Source organism: Apibacter muscae (genome assembly GCF_007845595.1).
GTDB lineage: Bacteria > Bacteroidota > Bacteroidia > Flavobacteriales > Weeksellaceae > Apibacter > Apibacter muscae.
The window spans coordinates 75,370-90,967 of the sequence record NZ_SELI01000020.1; the positions used below are offsets into that span (position 1 = coordinate 75,370).

Annotated in this window: 13 protein-coding genes and 1 tRNA gene; 10 read left to right on the forward strand and 4 right to left on the reverse strand. The window is 29.5% G+C overall.

The features are described from left to right. Positions 1-23 precede the first annotated feature (23 nt). Positions 24-1,715, reverse strand: coding sequence for a S8 family peptidase (locus ETU10_RS07905; RefSeq protein ID WP_146292942.1), 1,692 nt, complete (start codon positions 1,713-1,715; stop codon positions 24-26). A gap of 16 nt (positions 1,716-1,731) precedes the next feature. Then, the gene (locus ETU10_RS07910) at positions 1,732-2,328 is read right to left on the reverse strand and encodes a WbqC family protein (RefSeq protein WP_146311252.1); all 597 of its coding nucleotides are present in this window, start codon (positions 2,326-2,328) and stop codon (positions 1,732-1,734) included. A gap of 107 nt (positions 2,329-2,435) precedes the next feature. Between ETU10_RS07910 and ETU10_RS07915 the strand changes: the two genes are divergently transcribed. The 8 genes from ETU10_RS07915 to ETU10_RS07950 all read left to right on the forward strand — a co-directional run bounded on the left by ETU10_RS07915 (position 2,436) and on the right by ETU10_RS07950 (position 10,453). Next, positions 2,436-3,491, forward strand: coding sequence for a nucleoid-associated protein (locus ETU10_RS07915; protein WP_146311254.1), 1,056 nt, complete (start codon positions 2,436-2,438; stop codon positions 3,489-3,491). 201 nt (positions 3,492-3,692) lie between these two features. Beyond that, the gene (gene pstS, locus ETU10_RS07920) at positions 3,693-4,742 is read left to right on the forward strand and encodes a phosphate ABC transporter substrate-binding protein PstS (RefSeq protein ID WP_146311256.1); all 1,050 of its coding nucleotides are present in this window, start codon (positions 3,693-3,695) and stop codon (positions 4,740-4,742) included. Positions 4,743-4,787: 45 nt separating this feature from the next. Then, the gene (gene pstC / locus ETU10_RS07925; protein ID WP_146262696.1) at positions 4,788-5,654 is read left to right on the forward strand and encodes a phosphate ABC transporter permease subunit PstC; all 867 of its coding nucleotides are present in this window, start codon (positions 4,788-4,790) and stop codon (positions 5,652-5,654) included. Positions 5,655-5,731: 77 nt separating this feature from the next. After that, positions 5,732-6,520 carry a phosphate ABC transporter permease PstA gene (gene pstA / locus ETU10_RS07930; protein WP_246118446.1) on the forward strand — a complete coding sequence of 263 codons (789 nt, stop codon included), beginning with the start codon at positions 5,732-5,734 and terminating at the stop codon, positions 6,518-6,520. Then, on the forward strand, positions 6,505-7,290 hold the full coding sequence (gene pstB / locus ETU10_RS07935; RefSeq protein WP_146311268.1) for a phosphate ABC transporter ATP-binding protein PstB: 786 nt from the start codon (positions 6,505-6,507) through the stop codon (positions 7,288-7,290). Before pstA ends, pstB begins: the two co-directional genes overlap by 16 nt. 16 nt (positions 7,291-7,306) lie before the next feature. Then, entirely contained in the window at positions 7,307-7,981 is a 675-nt protein-coding gene (gene phoU / locus ETU10_RS07940) for a phosphate signaling complex protein PhoU (RefSeq protein ID WP_146311270.1), read from the forward strand. 7 nt (positions 7,982-7,988) lie between these two features. Continuing rightward, on the forward strand, positions 7,989-8,684 hold the full coding sequence (locus tag ETU10_RS07945) for a response regulator transcription factor (RefSeq protein ID WP_146311272.1): 696 nt from the start codon (positions 7,989-7,991) through the stop codon (positions 8,682-8,684). A 29-nt stretch (positions 8,685-8,713) separates the two neighbouring features. Then, entirely contained in the window at positions 8,714-10,453 is a 1,740-nt protein-coding gene (locus ETU10_RS07950) for a sensor histidine kinase (RefSeq protein WP_146311274.1), read from the forward strand. A gap of 286 nt (positions 10,454-10,739) precedes the next feature. Here ETU10_RS07950 and ETU10_RS07955 read toward each other — a convergent pair whose 3' ends face one another. Beyond that, positions 10,740-12,788: a TonB-dependent receptor plug domain-containing protein gene (locus tag ETU10_RS07955; protein ID WP_146311276.1), complete on the reverse strand. Its 2,049-nt coding sequence runs from the start codon at positions 12,786-12,788 to the stop codon at positions 10,740-10,742. A 106-nt stretch (positions 12,789-12,894) separates the two neighbouring features. Between ETU10_RS07955 and ETU10_RS07960 the strand changes: the two genes are divergently transcribed. Then, on the forward strand, positions 12,895-13,548 hold the full coding sequence (locus tag ETU10_RS07960; protein ID WP_146311278.1) for a metal-dependent transcriptional regulator: 654 nt from the start codon (positions 12,895-12,897) through the stop codon (positions 13,546-13,548). A 65-nt stretch (positions 13,549-13,613) separates the two neighbouring features. On the opposite strand, the gene ETU10_RS07965 is transcribed toward ETU10_RS07960, so the two are convergent. Next, entirely contained in the window at positions 13,614-14,687 is a 1,074-nt protein-coding gene (locus ETU10_RS07965; RefSeq protein ID WP_146311280.1) for a tyrosine-protein phosphatase, read from the reverse strand. A gap of 324 nt (positions 14,688-15,011) precedes the next feature. Here ETU10_RS07965 and ETU10_RS07970 point away from each other — a divergent pair. Beyond that, positions 15,012-15,098, forward strand: a tRNA-Ser gene (locus tag ETU10_RS07970). Positions 15,099-15,598 lie beyond the last annotated feature (500 nt).

Sequence of the window (15,598 nt, forward strand, 5' to 3'; positions counted from 1 at the left end):
CAGGATTTTTCATTTTAAACAATTTATTTCTTGGAAGATTTTTTAGTTTCCTTAGAAGGATAATGTTCATAAGCATATTTTACTGCTTTATAAACATCAACAACTCCACCGCTCATGGAAAGTTCATTGAAAGGAACTGTGATTTTAGGACTATTATCACTCTCTCCACCTGCAGTTGTTGCAACTGTAGATACATTAGCAGTTTTTAATAAAATTTCTTTTACCTGTTCAGCAGTTAAACCTGGAAAGTAAGACCAAAGTAGAGCAGCACATCCAGCAACCACCGGAGAAGCCATACTTGTACCCTGTAAAAATTTATATTTACTACCCGTTACCGTAGAATAAATTTCAGAACCCGGTGCAAAAATATCTACTCGTTCTTTTCCATAATTAGAAAAAGAAGCTTTGAGTTTTAAACTATCTTTAGTACTTGCACCCACGGTAATCCAATTGTTTACAAATGATTTATGTTCATTATCTTTAAAATTGGTTGGAAAGTTATATTCCGTATCTACATTCATATTATCATTACCCGCAGCATGAACCAGTAAAACCCCTTTTTTCTCAGCATATTTCATAGCTTTCCATACTACTTCTTTATTAGGAGAAAAAGGCTTTCCAAAGCTCATATTAATAATTTTTGCTCCGTTATCCACAGCATAAATAATTGCGTTAGCAACATCTTTATCTCTTTCATCCCCATCTGGTACAGCTCTAACCACTAATATTTTTGCTACATCACCAGCAATGCCATCCATTCCTATATGATTGTTTCTTTCTGCTGCAATAATTCCAGATACATGTGTTCCGTGTAAAGCATCAGGACCTTCTACTTGGTTATTTCCATAAAATTTCTCTGTAACATCTTCGTAGTTATCTCCAACTATTCCTCTAGGATCGTATTCTTTGTTAAGCATATAATTTAACTTATTGGAATAATAATCCACAGCATCTTTTATTTGCTCATCAAACATTTTCTTAATTTCATCCGCATTTTTACCGCTAATTTCTTCATCTTCAGACATGTGTAAGAATGCTTGTTTAATCTGATCATTAGGGAATGTAGCCGCTTTAACATTTGCTACTGTTAATGGTTTATCACCTAAAGCCTCTTGTAAAGCATAAGTCATCTGTCCTATCATAGCTTTTTGAGAATTTATTTGGTTTAAATTCTGTTGTGCCTCAGCATAGTCTTCGTCATATTTCGCTTTCGCTCTTTGGTATTCTTTAAATTCTTTTGAATATTTTTTGCGATTGGACTCGTTGGTTTTAGGGTCTCCGGTTTCAAATAACTTTTCGTATTTAACAACTATACGAGTAGATTCAGTAGTATCATGATCTACATCTTTCCCATTTTTATTACCTATGAAGCTCCAACCGTATACATCGTCAATATATCCATTTCCATCGTCGTCTTTTCCATTTTTTTCAATCTCTTTTATGTTTACCCAAATATTGTTTTTTAAATCAGGATGGTCTATTTGTACACCGCTATCTATAACACCAACAATTATTGGTGAGGGTTTTAACCCTTTAGACTTTAAAAAGTCTAAAGCTTCATTAGTTCCAACTCCAAAAACACCAGTTTTTTCATAACTTTGATGATACCAGTTCTTTAAGTAGGTAGAATCAACCGGTTGACTAACCACCTGTCCAGTTAAAGAAGCTGAGGTAATTGTAAATATAATACCTAAGCTTAAAAGTATTTTTTTCATTTAAATATGTATTTTTTTAAAATGTTTTAATATAATTAGCAGATTTCGGACCAACGTTGAAAACCAAATCTAAAATTGATAGATTATTCATAAATTCAAATCGATCAGAAAAAACCTGTATATAATATGGATTTTTATATTCATCATTTTTTTTAGCATTAAATGAAATTCTAAAATCCATGATTTCTGATTTTTGAATGTATTCCTGAGTATAAATAAAATTGTTGTCTAAATCAAGAATTTTACATGCCCACTCTAAAGTACTCAAATTTAAATCAAAAAGAAAAGTCTCCTTCTTTTCAAAAATTTTTGATAATGAATCTTCATAATATTCAAAGTAAGGAGAACTTTGATAGGAAGATTGTAATGATTTCCAATGAATTTTTTGCCATGCGCTTGAGTAAGATATTTTTATATCTTTAATGATACGAGCTCCAGAATGTTCAATAGGAATTATTAATGGAAGTTTACCATTGGCTCCCTGAATAATACATCGGTTTCTATAAGTTTGTTTGGGGAAATTCTCCCACCTTTCAATAGCTTTATCCTTATGTAATCCCCAAACATTGTAATACGAAATAGGGGCAAAGTAAAAACAAGGCAATAGAACCATACAAATTTCTTTATTAATGACAAAAATACTAATTCCATTGGAATAAGAATTTTAAAGAGAGAGAATTAAAAGGTATTTTTGTACAATTTTAAAGATTATAAATTAAAATGATTAATTTAAGAACTGCGCTAATAACTAAACTGACTTTACAATCTGTTGGTAATAAGCTAAGAGAAGAAAAGAATGTTTATGCTGGAGATCTTTTTCACTTAAGTGAAAAAGAAGAAGAAGAATTGCAACCTTTCTTCATAACTCCATTTAAAAACCAGTCAGAATATTATCAATTTACTCATTATACACAAGATATAAACTTCAATGTTTTATATACTTTATGTAAAGATATATTTGATGAAGATAAAGATTTTGTAGAATTCTCAGATAAAGTATTGGATCATCTATTGGAACGTTCGAACCATCCACAAATAAAAAAAGGTGAAGTTTTTATAGCCTTATTAGAAGGGATAGATGTAGGGCAAGAATCTAAAGTAAAAGGTATTGGGATATTTAAGTTGGAAAACAAAAATAAATTTCTAAGATTTCGTGAATCAGATATTGTTGAAATGGCTATACAAAAAGGGTATCGACTAAAATCATCTTTGGATAAAGGTTGTGTTATTTTGAATGTACAAAAAGAATCCGGATATTTAGTACTCACCCATGACGATGCTCAAGTAGAATCAGAATATTGGAAAAAATCATTTTTAGATGTAGATTACATAAAAGACGATGCTTATCAAACAAAGAATTATATTCATTTATTGTCAGATTTTTCGCAACAATACATTTTGGAAGAGAAAGGAAAAAAAGTGCAAACAGAATTTATTGGCAATTGTTTACAAGTTTTTAATGAAAACGAGACCATTTCTCAAGAGCTTTTAGAAAAAGAATTATTGGATAATTATGGGGTAACCGAAGAATTTAAGAATTACAAAAAAGAATACTCCGAGACAAGCGCTTTACAATTTTCTGAAATTTTTGATGTTTCTACAGTAGCTTTAAATCGTGAGAAAAGAAAAATAAAAACAGATATAAAGCTTGATACTCATATACAGATAAAACTAGATATTAATTCTCCAGAATCATCAGAAGATTTTATGGAACAGGGGTATGATGAAGATAAAAAAATGTTTTACTATAAAGTATATTACAATTCTGAATTATAATTTATTTTTTATCATTACTCTAATTAAAATTAAAAATTTTGGTTTATAAATTTATTTAAATCAAATCTAAAATTCATTTCAACAGATGTGTTTATTTAATCCAGTTATTGCCTTTGTTAATTATAACTACTTAACTATATCGTAACAATTTTGTAATATAATTGTTACGAATTAAAGCTATTATTGCTTAAAATTTTGAAAATGAAAAAAAACATTTTTTTATTATTTACAGCTCTAATAGCTTTAGTTGCTTGTAATTCCGGAGGAGAAAAAAAAGGCACTAAATTGTCCGGAGCAGGAGCAACTTTTCCAGCCCCATTTTACACTTTAGTATTTAAAGATTTTACTAAAAAAACAGGGAATGAAGTTACCTACGGGGCAACTGGAAGTGGAAGCGGTATAAGAAGCTTAAAAGACAGAACGGTTGACTTTGGTGCTACAGATGTTTACCTTTCTGAAGAAGAAATAAAAGAAATGGGAGGGAATATCTTGCATATTCCAACTGCCATGGGAGCTGTAGTTCTTTCGTATAATTTGCCAGGGATAGACAAAATTAATTTAACATCGTCTATTATTTCAGATATTTATTTAGGTAATATCAAAAACTGGAACGATCCAAAAATTAAAGAGATTAATCCGGAAATAAATTTCCCAGATTTAGAAATAACTCCTGTTTATAGATCCGATGGAAGCGGAACTACTTTTGTATTTACAGATTATATGTCTAAGGTTAATCAGCAATGGAAAGATAAAATTGGAGCAGGAAAATCTTTAGAATTCCCTAAAGGTATAGCAGCAAAGGGTAATCCTGGGATTGCGGGAATTATCTCAAAAACAAAAGGAGCCATTGGTTATATAGGGTCTGAATATGCTTTAGCACAAAATATACCTTTTGCAGCTTTGCAAAATTCTTCAGGAAAATTTATTGAAGCTAATTCTAAAAGTATTTCAGCTTCAGCCAATGTTGATTTGCCGGACGATACTCGTATAATGATCACTAATTCAAGTTCTCCAGATGCATATCCTATAAGTACTTTTACTTGGATCATTGTATATCAAGAACAAGATTATAACAACAGAGGAGTAGAAAAAGCGCAAGCATTAAAAAATTTATTAAACTTTATAGTTAGCCCAGAGTCACAGGAAGGTGCTTCTCGTTTGAACTATGCGCCAATTCCGGAAAAAGCGGTTGAAAGAGTTCATGCTATTTTAAATACCATGACTTATAACGGTAAACCAGTTGCTGAATAATATTAAAAAAACTAAAAATATTTCTATTTACATATAGATGACTCAATGAAAGATCGATTGTTTAAAGTTTTACTTTATTTATCTTCTATAATTATTTTATTAATAACTACAGGGATTGTATATGCATTAGTGATTCAAAGTTTAAAAGCATTTTCTGAAATAGGAATTTTTAAATTTATATCCTCAGATCAATGGGATCCAAAAAATGAACAATATGGAGCATTGTCTTTCATATCAGGCACATTATTAACGTCCATTTTAGCTCTAGTTTTTTGTGTATTTTTTTCCTTTCCTATTGCTGTATTTAACGGAGAATACTTTAAAGGATCCAAACTTTCTTCCATAGTTAGTTCTATTGTAGATTTATTAGCAGGTATACCCTCCATAGTTTATGGACTATGGGGGTTTTATGTTATATGCCCAGTATTAGTAAGTTTGGGTGTAAATAGTAGTGGATTTGGTATTTTAGCCGCTTCCTTAGTTTTATCGATAATGATAATACCTTATGCCTCTTCTTTAAGTACAGAGTTTATATCCATGGTTCCCAACGATTTAAAAGAAGCTGCTTATAGTTTGGGGGCTACAAGAATTGAAGTGATTACAAAAGTTTCATTGCCCTTTTCTGGTTCAGGAATATTTACTTCTTACATATTGGCTTTAGGGAGAGCTTTAGGAGAAACTATGGCTGTAACAATGCTAATCGGTAATACCAATTTAATTCCAACTTCTATTGGAGATACAGGAAACACTATGGCAAGTATTATAGCCAATCAATTCGGAGAAGCAAGCGGATTAAAATTAAGTTCATTAATAGCCATAGGACTATTATTATTTTTAATAACAGCTATAATCAATTTTATAGCTAAATATAGCATGAGAGTTATTAATCCTGTAAACAAATCTAAATCATGATAACCTCAAATCTAACCTATAGAAAAATAAAAAGTAAAATATTTTTTTACATTATTTGCATAATTTCCTTCATTTCAATGATTCCATTATTTCTTATATTGTGGGAATTGATAAAAAAAGGATATAAACAATTTAATTTTAGTTTATTTACCGAGATTGCTCCAACCTCTATGGATGCAATGTTAGCAAAAATGAGTGATGACTTAATACCTGGCGGAATATTAAATGGAATTACCGGTAGTTTATTAATTCTAGCTATGGCTATATTAATATCTATACCTGTAGGAATATTTACAGGTATATTTTTAGCAGAAAAGAAAAATAATTTTTACGTACAGTTGATTCGTTCATTAACAGATTTGTTGCAGGGTATCCCTTCAATAGTAATAGGAGTTATTGTATATATTTGGGTAGTTAAACCTATGCATTCTTATTCTGCGTTAGCTGGTAGCGTAGCCTTAGCTATTATGATGTTACCGATGATTATACGTTCTACAGAAGAAAGTGTTAAAATGTTACCAATTACTTTAAAAGAAGCGGCTTTAGCTTTAGGAGGATCTTATACCAATGTTATCTTTAAAGTATTATTGCCTTCCGCATTTGGAGGAATTTTTACAGGTTCATTATTGGCTGTATCTAGAGTTATGGGAGAAACTGCTCCACTGCTGGTAACAGCCTTAGGAGCTTCAACCATTAACTGGAATGTAGCAGAACCAACCAGTGCAATACCTTTACTGATATGGGAATTTTATAACGATCCCAATTTATCAGATTTGGTATGGTCTTCTTCTTTGCTTTTATTATTAGTTATCCTATTTATAAATGTGATAGCAAAATCAATTTCAAAAAAATGGAAAATTCAATAGAAAAAAACATAAAACAACCGATTTTAGAATTTAAAGATTTAAGTATATCATATACTCCAGGTAAAAATGCAGTAGAAAAAGTTAATGCTACCATCAATGAAAATACAATTACTGCGATCATGGGCCCCTCAGGATGTGGAAAAAGTACTTTACTTCGTGCTATAAATCGCATGCATGAGCTTTATCCTAACATTAAAATTTCAGGAGAAATATTATTAAAAAATAATAATATTCTTTCCATTGATCCCATATTGGTAAGAAGAAAGATAGGTATGGTATTTCAGCGTCCCAATCCATTTCCTAACATGAGTATTTTTGAAAATGTTTTGGCTGGGTATGGATTAAATGGTATTAGACTAAAAAAGTCCCAAAAAAAAGAAATTGTAGAAGAAAATTTGAGAAACGTAGGTTTGTGGGAGGAAGTCAAAGATTCTGTAAATAAAAAAGGAACCTTTTTATCCGGTGGGCAACAACAAAGATTATGCATTGCTAGAGCCTTAGCTTTAAAACCTGAGGTTTTATTAATGGATGAACCTACTTCAGCACTAGATCCTATTTCAACCAATAGAATTGAAGAATTGATTTTGGATTTAAAGAAGGACTATACGATACTCGTTGTAACCCATAATATGTCACAGGCAGCCCGAATCTCTGATAATTCAATGTTTATGTATTTAGGCGAGTTAGTTGAATATGATTCAACAAGACAAATGTTTACCAAGCCTTCCAATAAACGAACAGAAGATTACTTAACCGGAGTTTTTAGCTAAATACAAATTTACATCCATGTTACCTATAAAAATAAAACAATTAGAAATATTACTAAATGATTTTGAATTAATTTCAAAAACTGTGTTAACTCAACTTCAAATCACTCAGAAACTTCTTACTAACAATCGCATTGATGAATTGTACATGGAATTTAATGAGAATGAAATTATCATTGATCGTTTAGAAATGAAAATTAGAGAGGAAGTAGTTTTTACAATCTTTACTTTCAATCCATTAGCAGCAGATCTTAGAAGGATAATTGCTTATCAAGATAGCACCACCAATTTAGAAAGAATAGGAGATCAGCTTTTAAATATAGTTAACTTACTTAGAAAAGTGGATGTTTCTAACTCCTACTTTCAAAAAGAGAGTAAGCAGCTCTTAGCTATGCTAGATTTGGTTAATCAGATGGTAAGAGATACATTAATAGCTTTTAAAACGGAGGATACTGAGCTGGCTTATCAGGTTATTAAAGATGACAAACAAGTAAATCAGCTTTTTTACAATCTAAATAACAACTTAGAATTAGTTCTTATTGAAAAAAAAATTAATGATAACGATTTAAAAAGCATTTTTCCTTTAGGCTATATCAATCAAAATTTAGAAAGGATAGGAGATGCTGCAACCAATATAGCGGAAGCTGTAGTGTATTTAACAGAAGGGAAAGATATTCGACATAAAATAATTTAAAAATATTATGACGGACGCAAAGATTCAATTATTAATTGTTGACGATGAAATAGATATTAGAGAGATTCTCCAATTTAATTTGGAAAATGAAGGATATGTTGTAGACTTAGCTGATTCTGCGGAGCAAGCACTGGAAAAAATTGATAATTCTACTTACCATTTAATTCTTTTAGACGTAATGATGGGAGGGATATCTGGCTATAAAATGGCAGAAAAACTTCGTAAAAATAACAATGATATACCCATTATATTCTTAACGGCTAAAAATACTGAAAATGATGTTCTAACTGGATTTTCCATTGGTGCTGATGACTTTATAACTAAACCATTTTCTGTAAAAGAAGTTATAGCAAGAGTTAAAAGTATTTTAAAGAGAACCGGAAAAGTTGACGATTCAATAATAAATAAATCATCGATTCTCAAAGTTAAAAATCTATCAATCGATACAGATCGAAAAGAAGTATGTATTGATGATCAATCAGTCAATTTAACCAAAACTGAATTTGAAATTTTATTATTGTTACTTAAAAATCAAAACAAATTATTTTCTAGAAACGATATATTGACTAGGGTTTGGCACGAAGATGAGTATGTTTTAGAGCGTACGGTTGATGTTCATATTGCTAGACTTAGGAAAAAAATTGGCGATTATGGAAAGTTTATTATAAACAAAACCGGTTACGGATATTGCTTCTCTCATTAAAAAAAATACATACTCAAGCTTTATTAAAAATGAAATTGTCCTACAAACACAAAATATTCTTTACTTTCTTAATAATTTTCGCATTGTACTCCTTTGTATTAGTTTTTTTTCAGCAAAAAGAAGAAAAAAAGTTTAAAACAGAGGCTTTAGAAAATTCCTTAGCCAATTATACACAAATTATACATAACTATGTTCAACAAGAACATTTGCTAAAGAACAATTTAGAAATTTCTAAAGTAAACCATCTTGCAGATTTATTACCTAAAGATATAAGAATAACCTTAATTGCAAGAGATGGAAAAGTTTTGTATGACAATGATGTTCAAAATATTCAAAAATTAGAGAATCATTTAAATAGACCAGAAATTAAACAGACGCTCTATTTAAGAGATAGAGGTATAAATATAAGAAAATCTGTATCCACACAGCATGAATATATGTATTATGCCCAATTGTTTGATAACTATTTTGTACGGGTTGCTTTGCCTTACAATATACAAACCCAGAAATTTTTTAAAACGGATAACGCCTTTATTTACTTAACCATTATAATTTTTATATTGGTACTTATTTTATTGAATGCTGTTGCCAATCGTTTTAATAAATCTATAGTACAACTAAAATTGTTGGCAAGTCAGGTAAAAGAAGGAAAACATTTATCAGCACAAGTAACTTTTCAAGACGATGATTTAGGGGAAGTAGGGGAAGAGCTTCAAGAAATATTTCAACAAAAACTGGAAAGTGAAAAACAATTGAAACAAGAACAAGAGAAGATTATTTTTCACTTTCAACATGTTGAAGAAGGAGTAGGCATTTTTAATTCCGATAATAGTGTAATATATTATAATTCCCAATTGATACAATATATAAATTTACTTACAGATCAGCCATCTTTAGAACTTACAGAAATTTTTAAACAAGATTTTTTCAGACCCGTTACAGAATTTGTTTCCAAAACGGATGAAAACCAAAACCATACTTCAGTTACCATTTATAAAGAAGATAAAGTTTGGTTAATTGAAGCTATAAAATTTAAAGATAATAGTTTTGAAATACAAATTAAAGACATTACAAAAGCGGAAAGAACACGCTTGATTAAACAAGAGATGTCAAACAATATTACTCATGAATTGCGAACTCCGGTAACCAGTATTCGAGCCTATTTAGAAACTTTGAATGAACAAACGTTACCTTTAGATAAACAACAATTATTTATAAACAAAGCCTATCAGCAATCCATACGTTTGTCTGATCTTGTAGAAGATATAGGTCTAATAAGTAAATTAGAAGAAGCAAAAGAACAATTTAAAAAGGAGCCTGTTTCAATATATCAATTAATACAGGAAGTAAGAATTAATTTATCAGATCGGTTATTAGCAAATAAAATACATTTAAATTTATTAGTTGATAAAGCACTTACTCTACAAGGGAATTATACTCTTTTATTTTCTGTTTTTCAGAATCTTATAGAAAATTCAATTAATTACGGAGGAGAAAACATAGAGATAATTATTGATAACTATAAAGAAGATGAAAGTTATTTATACTTCTCCTATAGTGATACGGGAAAAGGTCTTGATGAGAAATATTTCAATCGGTTGTTTGAACGATTTTATAGAGCACAAGAGGGGAGAACAAGAAATAATGGGGGAACTGGATTAGGTTTGTCCATTGTTAAAAACGCAATACAACTTCATGGAGGAGAAATATTTATTAAAAAAAATATCCCTTCGGGTCTTACATTTCTGTTTACATTAAAGAAAACTTAGAAATTTAAGTTGAAAAGATTTTAAATATAAAACCAATTTGTTAAAGAAGTTCATTAATTTAAAAAATGTAGAATAATTCAAAAGGAAAGTTCTTGAAATTATTCCAAGAATTTAATATTCAATCTAGGCTTACTATTAAATTATTTCTTTGAAAGAAAATATGGCTGTTAATATTTATTAGCTGAAGTTTATTTCTTGTACATGCTAATTAAAATTTTTTTTGTAAAAGTTAATAATTAAACGATTATTTAAATTTTTAATAAAGTTAACTACAAGGTTAACTTTATTAAAAAATTGTATATCTTATTCCAAGAAATCCCCTGATTCCTTGTAAAGAAGCATAATTGTAAGCCGTGTCAAAAGTATATCCCCAAGGATTATTTATCGGATCATCCACTGTTTTATTAAAAGGATCAAAAGGACGCATCAAAGGATTTTTAGGTTTAATATTTAATAAATTTTTTATTCCTCCATAGATTTCAAACCCATTTGTAAAGCCTTTGGTAATTTGTATATTAGCGATCCATTGCCATGGGGAATATTCTTTTCTATAATCGTTAGGTTGAATGGGTAATAGCATAGGACCTTTCCAAGTACCAGTAAGATCAATGGATAGTTTATTTTTAAAACTATAATTTAAAATGAAATTACCAGACCATTTGGGGGAATACAATTGATTCTTTTTTTCAAAAATCCCATTTTCATTTTTTTCTCTCGTATAAACATTCATATAAGTAATTCCTGTGGTAATTTTTAAGGGGAAAGTAAAGGTCCATTCAGTATCAAGAGAAATACCATTAGAGATCGCATGTCCGTCTAAGTTATTATAAATAATTTTTTTAGGATCCGTATCTAAATCTGCAACAATTTTATTGGTAAAATAAGAGTAGAATCCAGTAATATCTAAATTTAAATTAAAGTTGTTGGTAGTTATATACGTGGTATAATTTATATTAGAGTTATAGGATTTTTCAGGATTTAGAGTGTTTTCAATAATTACATCCCTGGCCCCTGTAAGTGCGGCGTGGTCTTCTGTAAATATATTAACAACTCTAAAACCATTTCCTAGACTCATACGGAAAGTGTTTTTAGAGTCTAGTTTATATTTATAAGCGATTCTAGGTGAATTAATTGAACCGTGAATATTATCATTGTCATAACGATATCCTATTAACAAGTTATTCTTATCATTAAAAATCCAATTATCTTCCACAAAGAAACCGGGTAAATATCTATGAGATGGTTTATTTTTTAATCCATCTGAAGAAGCTGTAGCCGGGGTATTATCATCGTAATAGGTATATCTAAATGTACCACCCATCATAAGATTATGTGAATGAATATTCTTATTCCAATAAGTTTGAGCAAAAAGAATTTGTTGTGTAGCCATAAAAGGCTTATTCCCGTACCAAGAATTTTGATTGTGCCAATTATAGGAAAATTGAGTATAAACCTTTTCTTTAATTGGTAGTTGATAAGTACCTAGAGCTTCCAACCTTTTCGTATAAATACTTTCACCATATACCTCGTCGCTACCTCTGTATTCTTTGTTCCAATTCATTTGACCTCCCCATCGATCTTCATTGATCCAGCGAAAAGCAAAGTCAGCCCATCTATTTTCATTTCTCTTAAAAGACCACTTATTAAAAATAGAAATTCTATTTTGCAGGGTTAGATCTGTAAATCCATCGTGATTTTTGTCTATAGGGTGATCGTAATAAAAATAATTTAACCCTAATAAACTGGAAACTTTTTTACCAGCTTTAATTTTTAAAGTTAAATCTGTATTTATTTCTCCCCAGCTAGATCCAGATAAATCTGTACTCAATAAAGGAGCTTTTTTAGGATTTTTAGTTATAATATTGATAACACCTCCCATGGCTTCAGCACCATATTGAGCAGATGCGGGTCCTTTTACAATTTCTATTCGATCAATCATGCTAGAAGGAATACCATTTAATCCGTAAACGGTTGATAAACCGCTAACGATAGGCATACCATCAATTAAAATTAAAGTGTAAGGCCCATCCATACCATTAATATGAATATCTCCTGTGTTACAAACATTACAATTGACTTGAGATTGTATTCCGTTAATCATTCCTATGCCATCAAAAAAATTAGTGGCACCACTTTTTTTTAATAATTCTGAGGACACTATTGTAGTAGGTATAGGGCTTTCAGATTTTTTAATATCCTTTTTCTTACTTGTTATTATAACCTTATCTAATTCATTAACTTCATTTTTTAAATAGTTTAATGAATCGGTATAAGTTTGAGAATGAATAAATTGTGTTAAAAATAAAAAATTTACCAGTGATAAATAAAATTTCATTTATTCTAAAATTAGAAATACAAAAATATAAAATTAGATTAAGCTAACAATAAGTTTAGGTTAATTGTTTTTATTTTTGGTATTATTAATTATTATATTTGCTTATATGTATTCATCCATAGAAGAAAATTATTTAAAGGCACTCTATCTTTTAGCTGATGAGAAAGAAGAAGTTTCTTCTTTAGCTTTAAGTCAAGCTTTAGATATAAAAATGCCAACAGTGAATAGCATGATGAAAAAGTTTGCGGATAAAGAACTTATTTATTATAAAAATTATAAACCATTTAAATTAACGAAGAAAGGAAAGAAGGAGGCAGCCTTAATACTTAGAAAACATAGGCTAACTGAAATGTTTTTAGTTGAAAAAATGGGCTTTGGATGGGAGGATGTTCATGAAATTGCTGAGCAAATAGAGCATATTCATTCAGAAAAATTTTTTAATAAAATGGATGAAATCCTTGGTAATCCAAAGTTTGATCCTCATGGTTCACCAATTCCAGATCTAGATGGCAATATGCAATGGGTAAATTTTAAAAAACTAAGTGAAAGCAAAGAAGGACAGGTTGTTGTACTATCCGCAATTATTAATGGTTCTAAAGAGTTTTTGGAATATTTAAATTCAAAAAAACTAAGTCTAAATTTAGAACTTGAAATTGAATCAGTTGATAATTTTGACGGTAATATGAAGATTAGAATTTTAAAAACAGGTGAAACAGTTACATTAAGTCGTATGGTAACGGATAAATTACTGATTAAGTAGTAACATTAAAAAAATAAAAGGTAGGGGTTATTATTTAACCCCTACCTTTTATTAATCTTATATATTTAATATAGGTATAAACTTCTCAAAAGATTTATATCTACATCTAATTGATTTCTTAAATAATTTTCAACACTTCCGTATTCCTTTTCAATGGTAGAAAATGCTGTTTCAATATATTCTTTTTGTACTGATGATACATAATAAAAGTTTTCTGCTAAAGGTGTATCTCCATATAAATTCTTCATACTTTCCATGGTAACTTCCATAAATTTATTACTTGAAAGATAATCGTTAATTATAGTTTCGCGATCTACCCCTAAAGCAGATAAGAATAAAGCGCTTGCAAAGCCTGTACGATCCTTACCAGCGGTACAATTGAACATAAGAGGAGTATTTTTAGGATCCATTAGCAAAGCAAAGAACTTTTTATATTCAGGTTGAAAATCCTTTACAAAAGCTTTATTCCCATTAATCATGAATTCCTTAGCTTGTTCAGGTGTTCCTGTAGTTAGAATTTGAGTTATATATTCTGTAGACATATTTCCAAAACCTATAGGTATTTCAATTCTGTTTTTAACAGAAAGTATATAAGAATTTTTCGTTTTATCTTTTTCTTCTTGAGTTCTAAAATCTACCGTGGTAACTAAAGGAATTGAATTTAAATATATAATATCTCTTTGGGAAAGACCACTATAAGCTCCAGATCTAAAAATCGTACCCCATTTAACAAATTTTCCATCTTGAGTAGAAAATCCACCTAAGTCTCTTACGTTCTTAACAGTGTTTAGTGGTAATTGTCTTAAACCAAGGATATTTTTTTCATGTCCATTCCATTCAAAGGTGAACAAATTAAACAAATCATTATCAATATAGTACTTACCAGCCTTATTATGACTCAATAAAAGATTATTTGTACCGACATCTGGATACTTAGATAGCTTCCAATTTCCATCTTTTTTTACTTCAAGAATATTCTTTTGTGTAGCTTTATCATAATTCAATGATACTAAAGAATTAATGCTTTTGAAGGAACTGGAAGAAGGCAATTTTTCCGTAGCTTGGTCGTCATTGCTACAAGAAGCTATAGCAGTAAGGCTTAAACATAGTATGCCAGTTTTAAATAAAATAGCTTTCATAAATTATAGGTTCTTTAATTAATTTTTTCGAAGCCAAAGATATATGTATAGATATAATTTCTGGTTTAGATTTGGTTAAGTATTGATTTCATTTCTAATAATTTAGGGGGAGAAGATTGGATTTTCTTCTAAATGAATAGTTTTTTAGATATAATTAAAATCAGATTCAATTACATAATATTCAATTAAAAATATAAATGCATAATGATTAGTTTTTATAACTTAATTTAATTAGTGATCTTATGATATGAATTTTACACTTAGATTATTAAAAAAAATTAATTTAAAAAGTAAAATTTTTCATACATTTGCATACCAAAATTTAGAGAGGTGCTCGAGTGGTTGAAGAGGCTACCCTGGAAAGGTAGTATACGGGTAACTGTATCGAGGGTTCGAATCCCTTCCTCTCTGCAATCTTAGTTTTACTTAAGTTTATTTATCATTGAAGTTACTAAAATCAGTAGATTATATAAGTATCAGACTTATGTGAAAACAATTTAAAGTAATTAAAAGTAAAAAATTTGTCCCCTTAGGCATCCCTTAAGGGGATTTTATTAATATTTGTTAAATAACTTTAATATTAAAATCTCCCTTTATAAAATAAGCTTATACTTTTACTCTGGTACGGAAACCCATGTATAAAATTTAAACCAAACAAATTATATAGCTTTATACTAGAACAAAGATAAGTACCTAGTAAAAAATACAGTTAAAAAAATACCTAATAAAACCATAGAACAAAACGGGATCAGAAAAATTAAAAAAAAACACCTTATCCCAACGAAATCCCCACAAACGCTAAAAAAAATCACTAAATCCGGATTCGCTAAACTTACTAGAAAGAGAATGAAAAAACCTGACAAATTTAAAATCCCTCAAAAGATGAGCTTAATGAAAACTCATTAAACAAA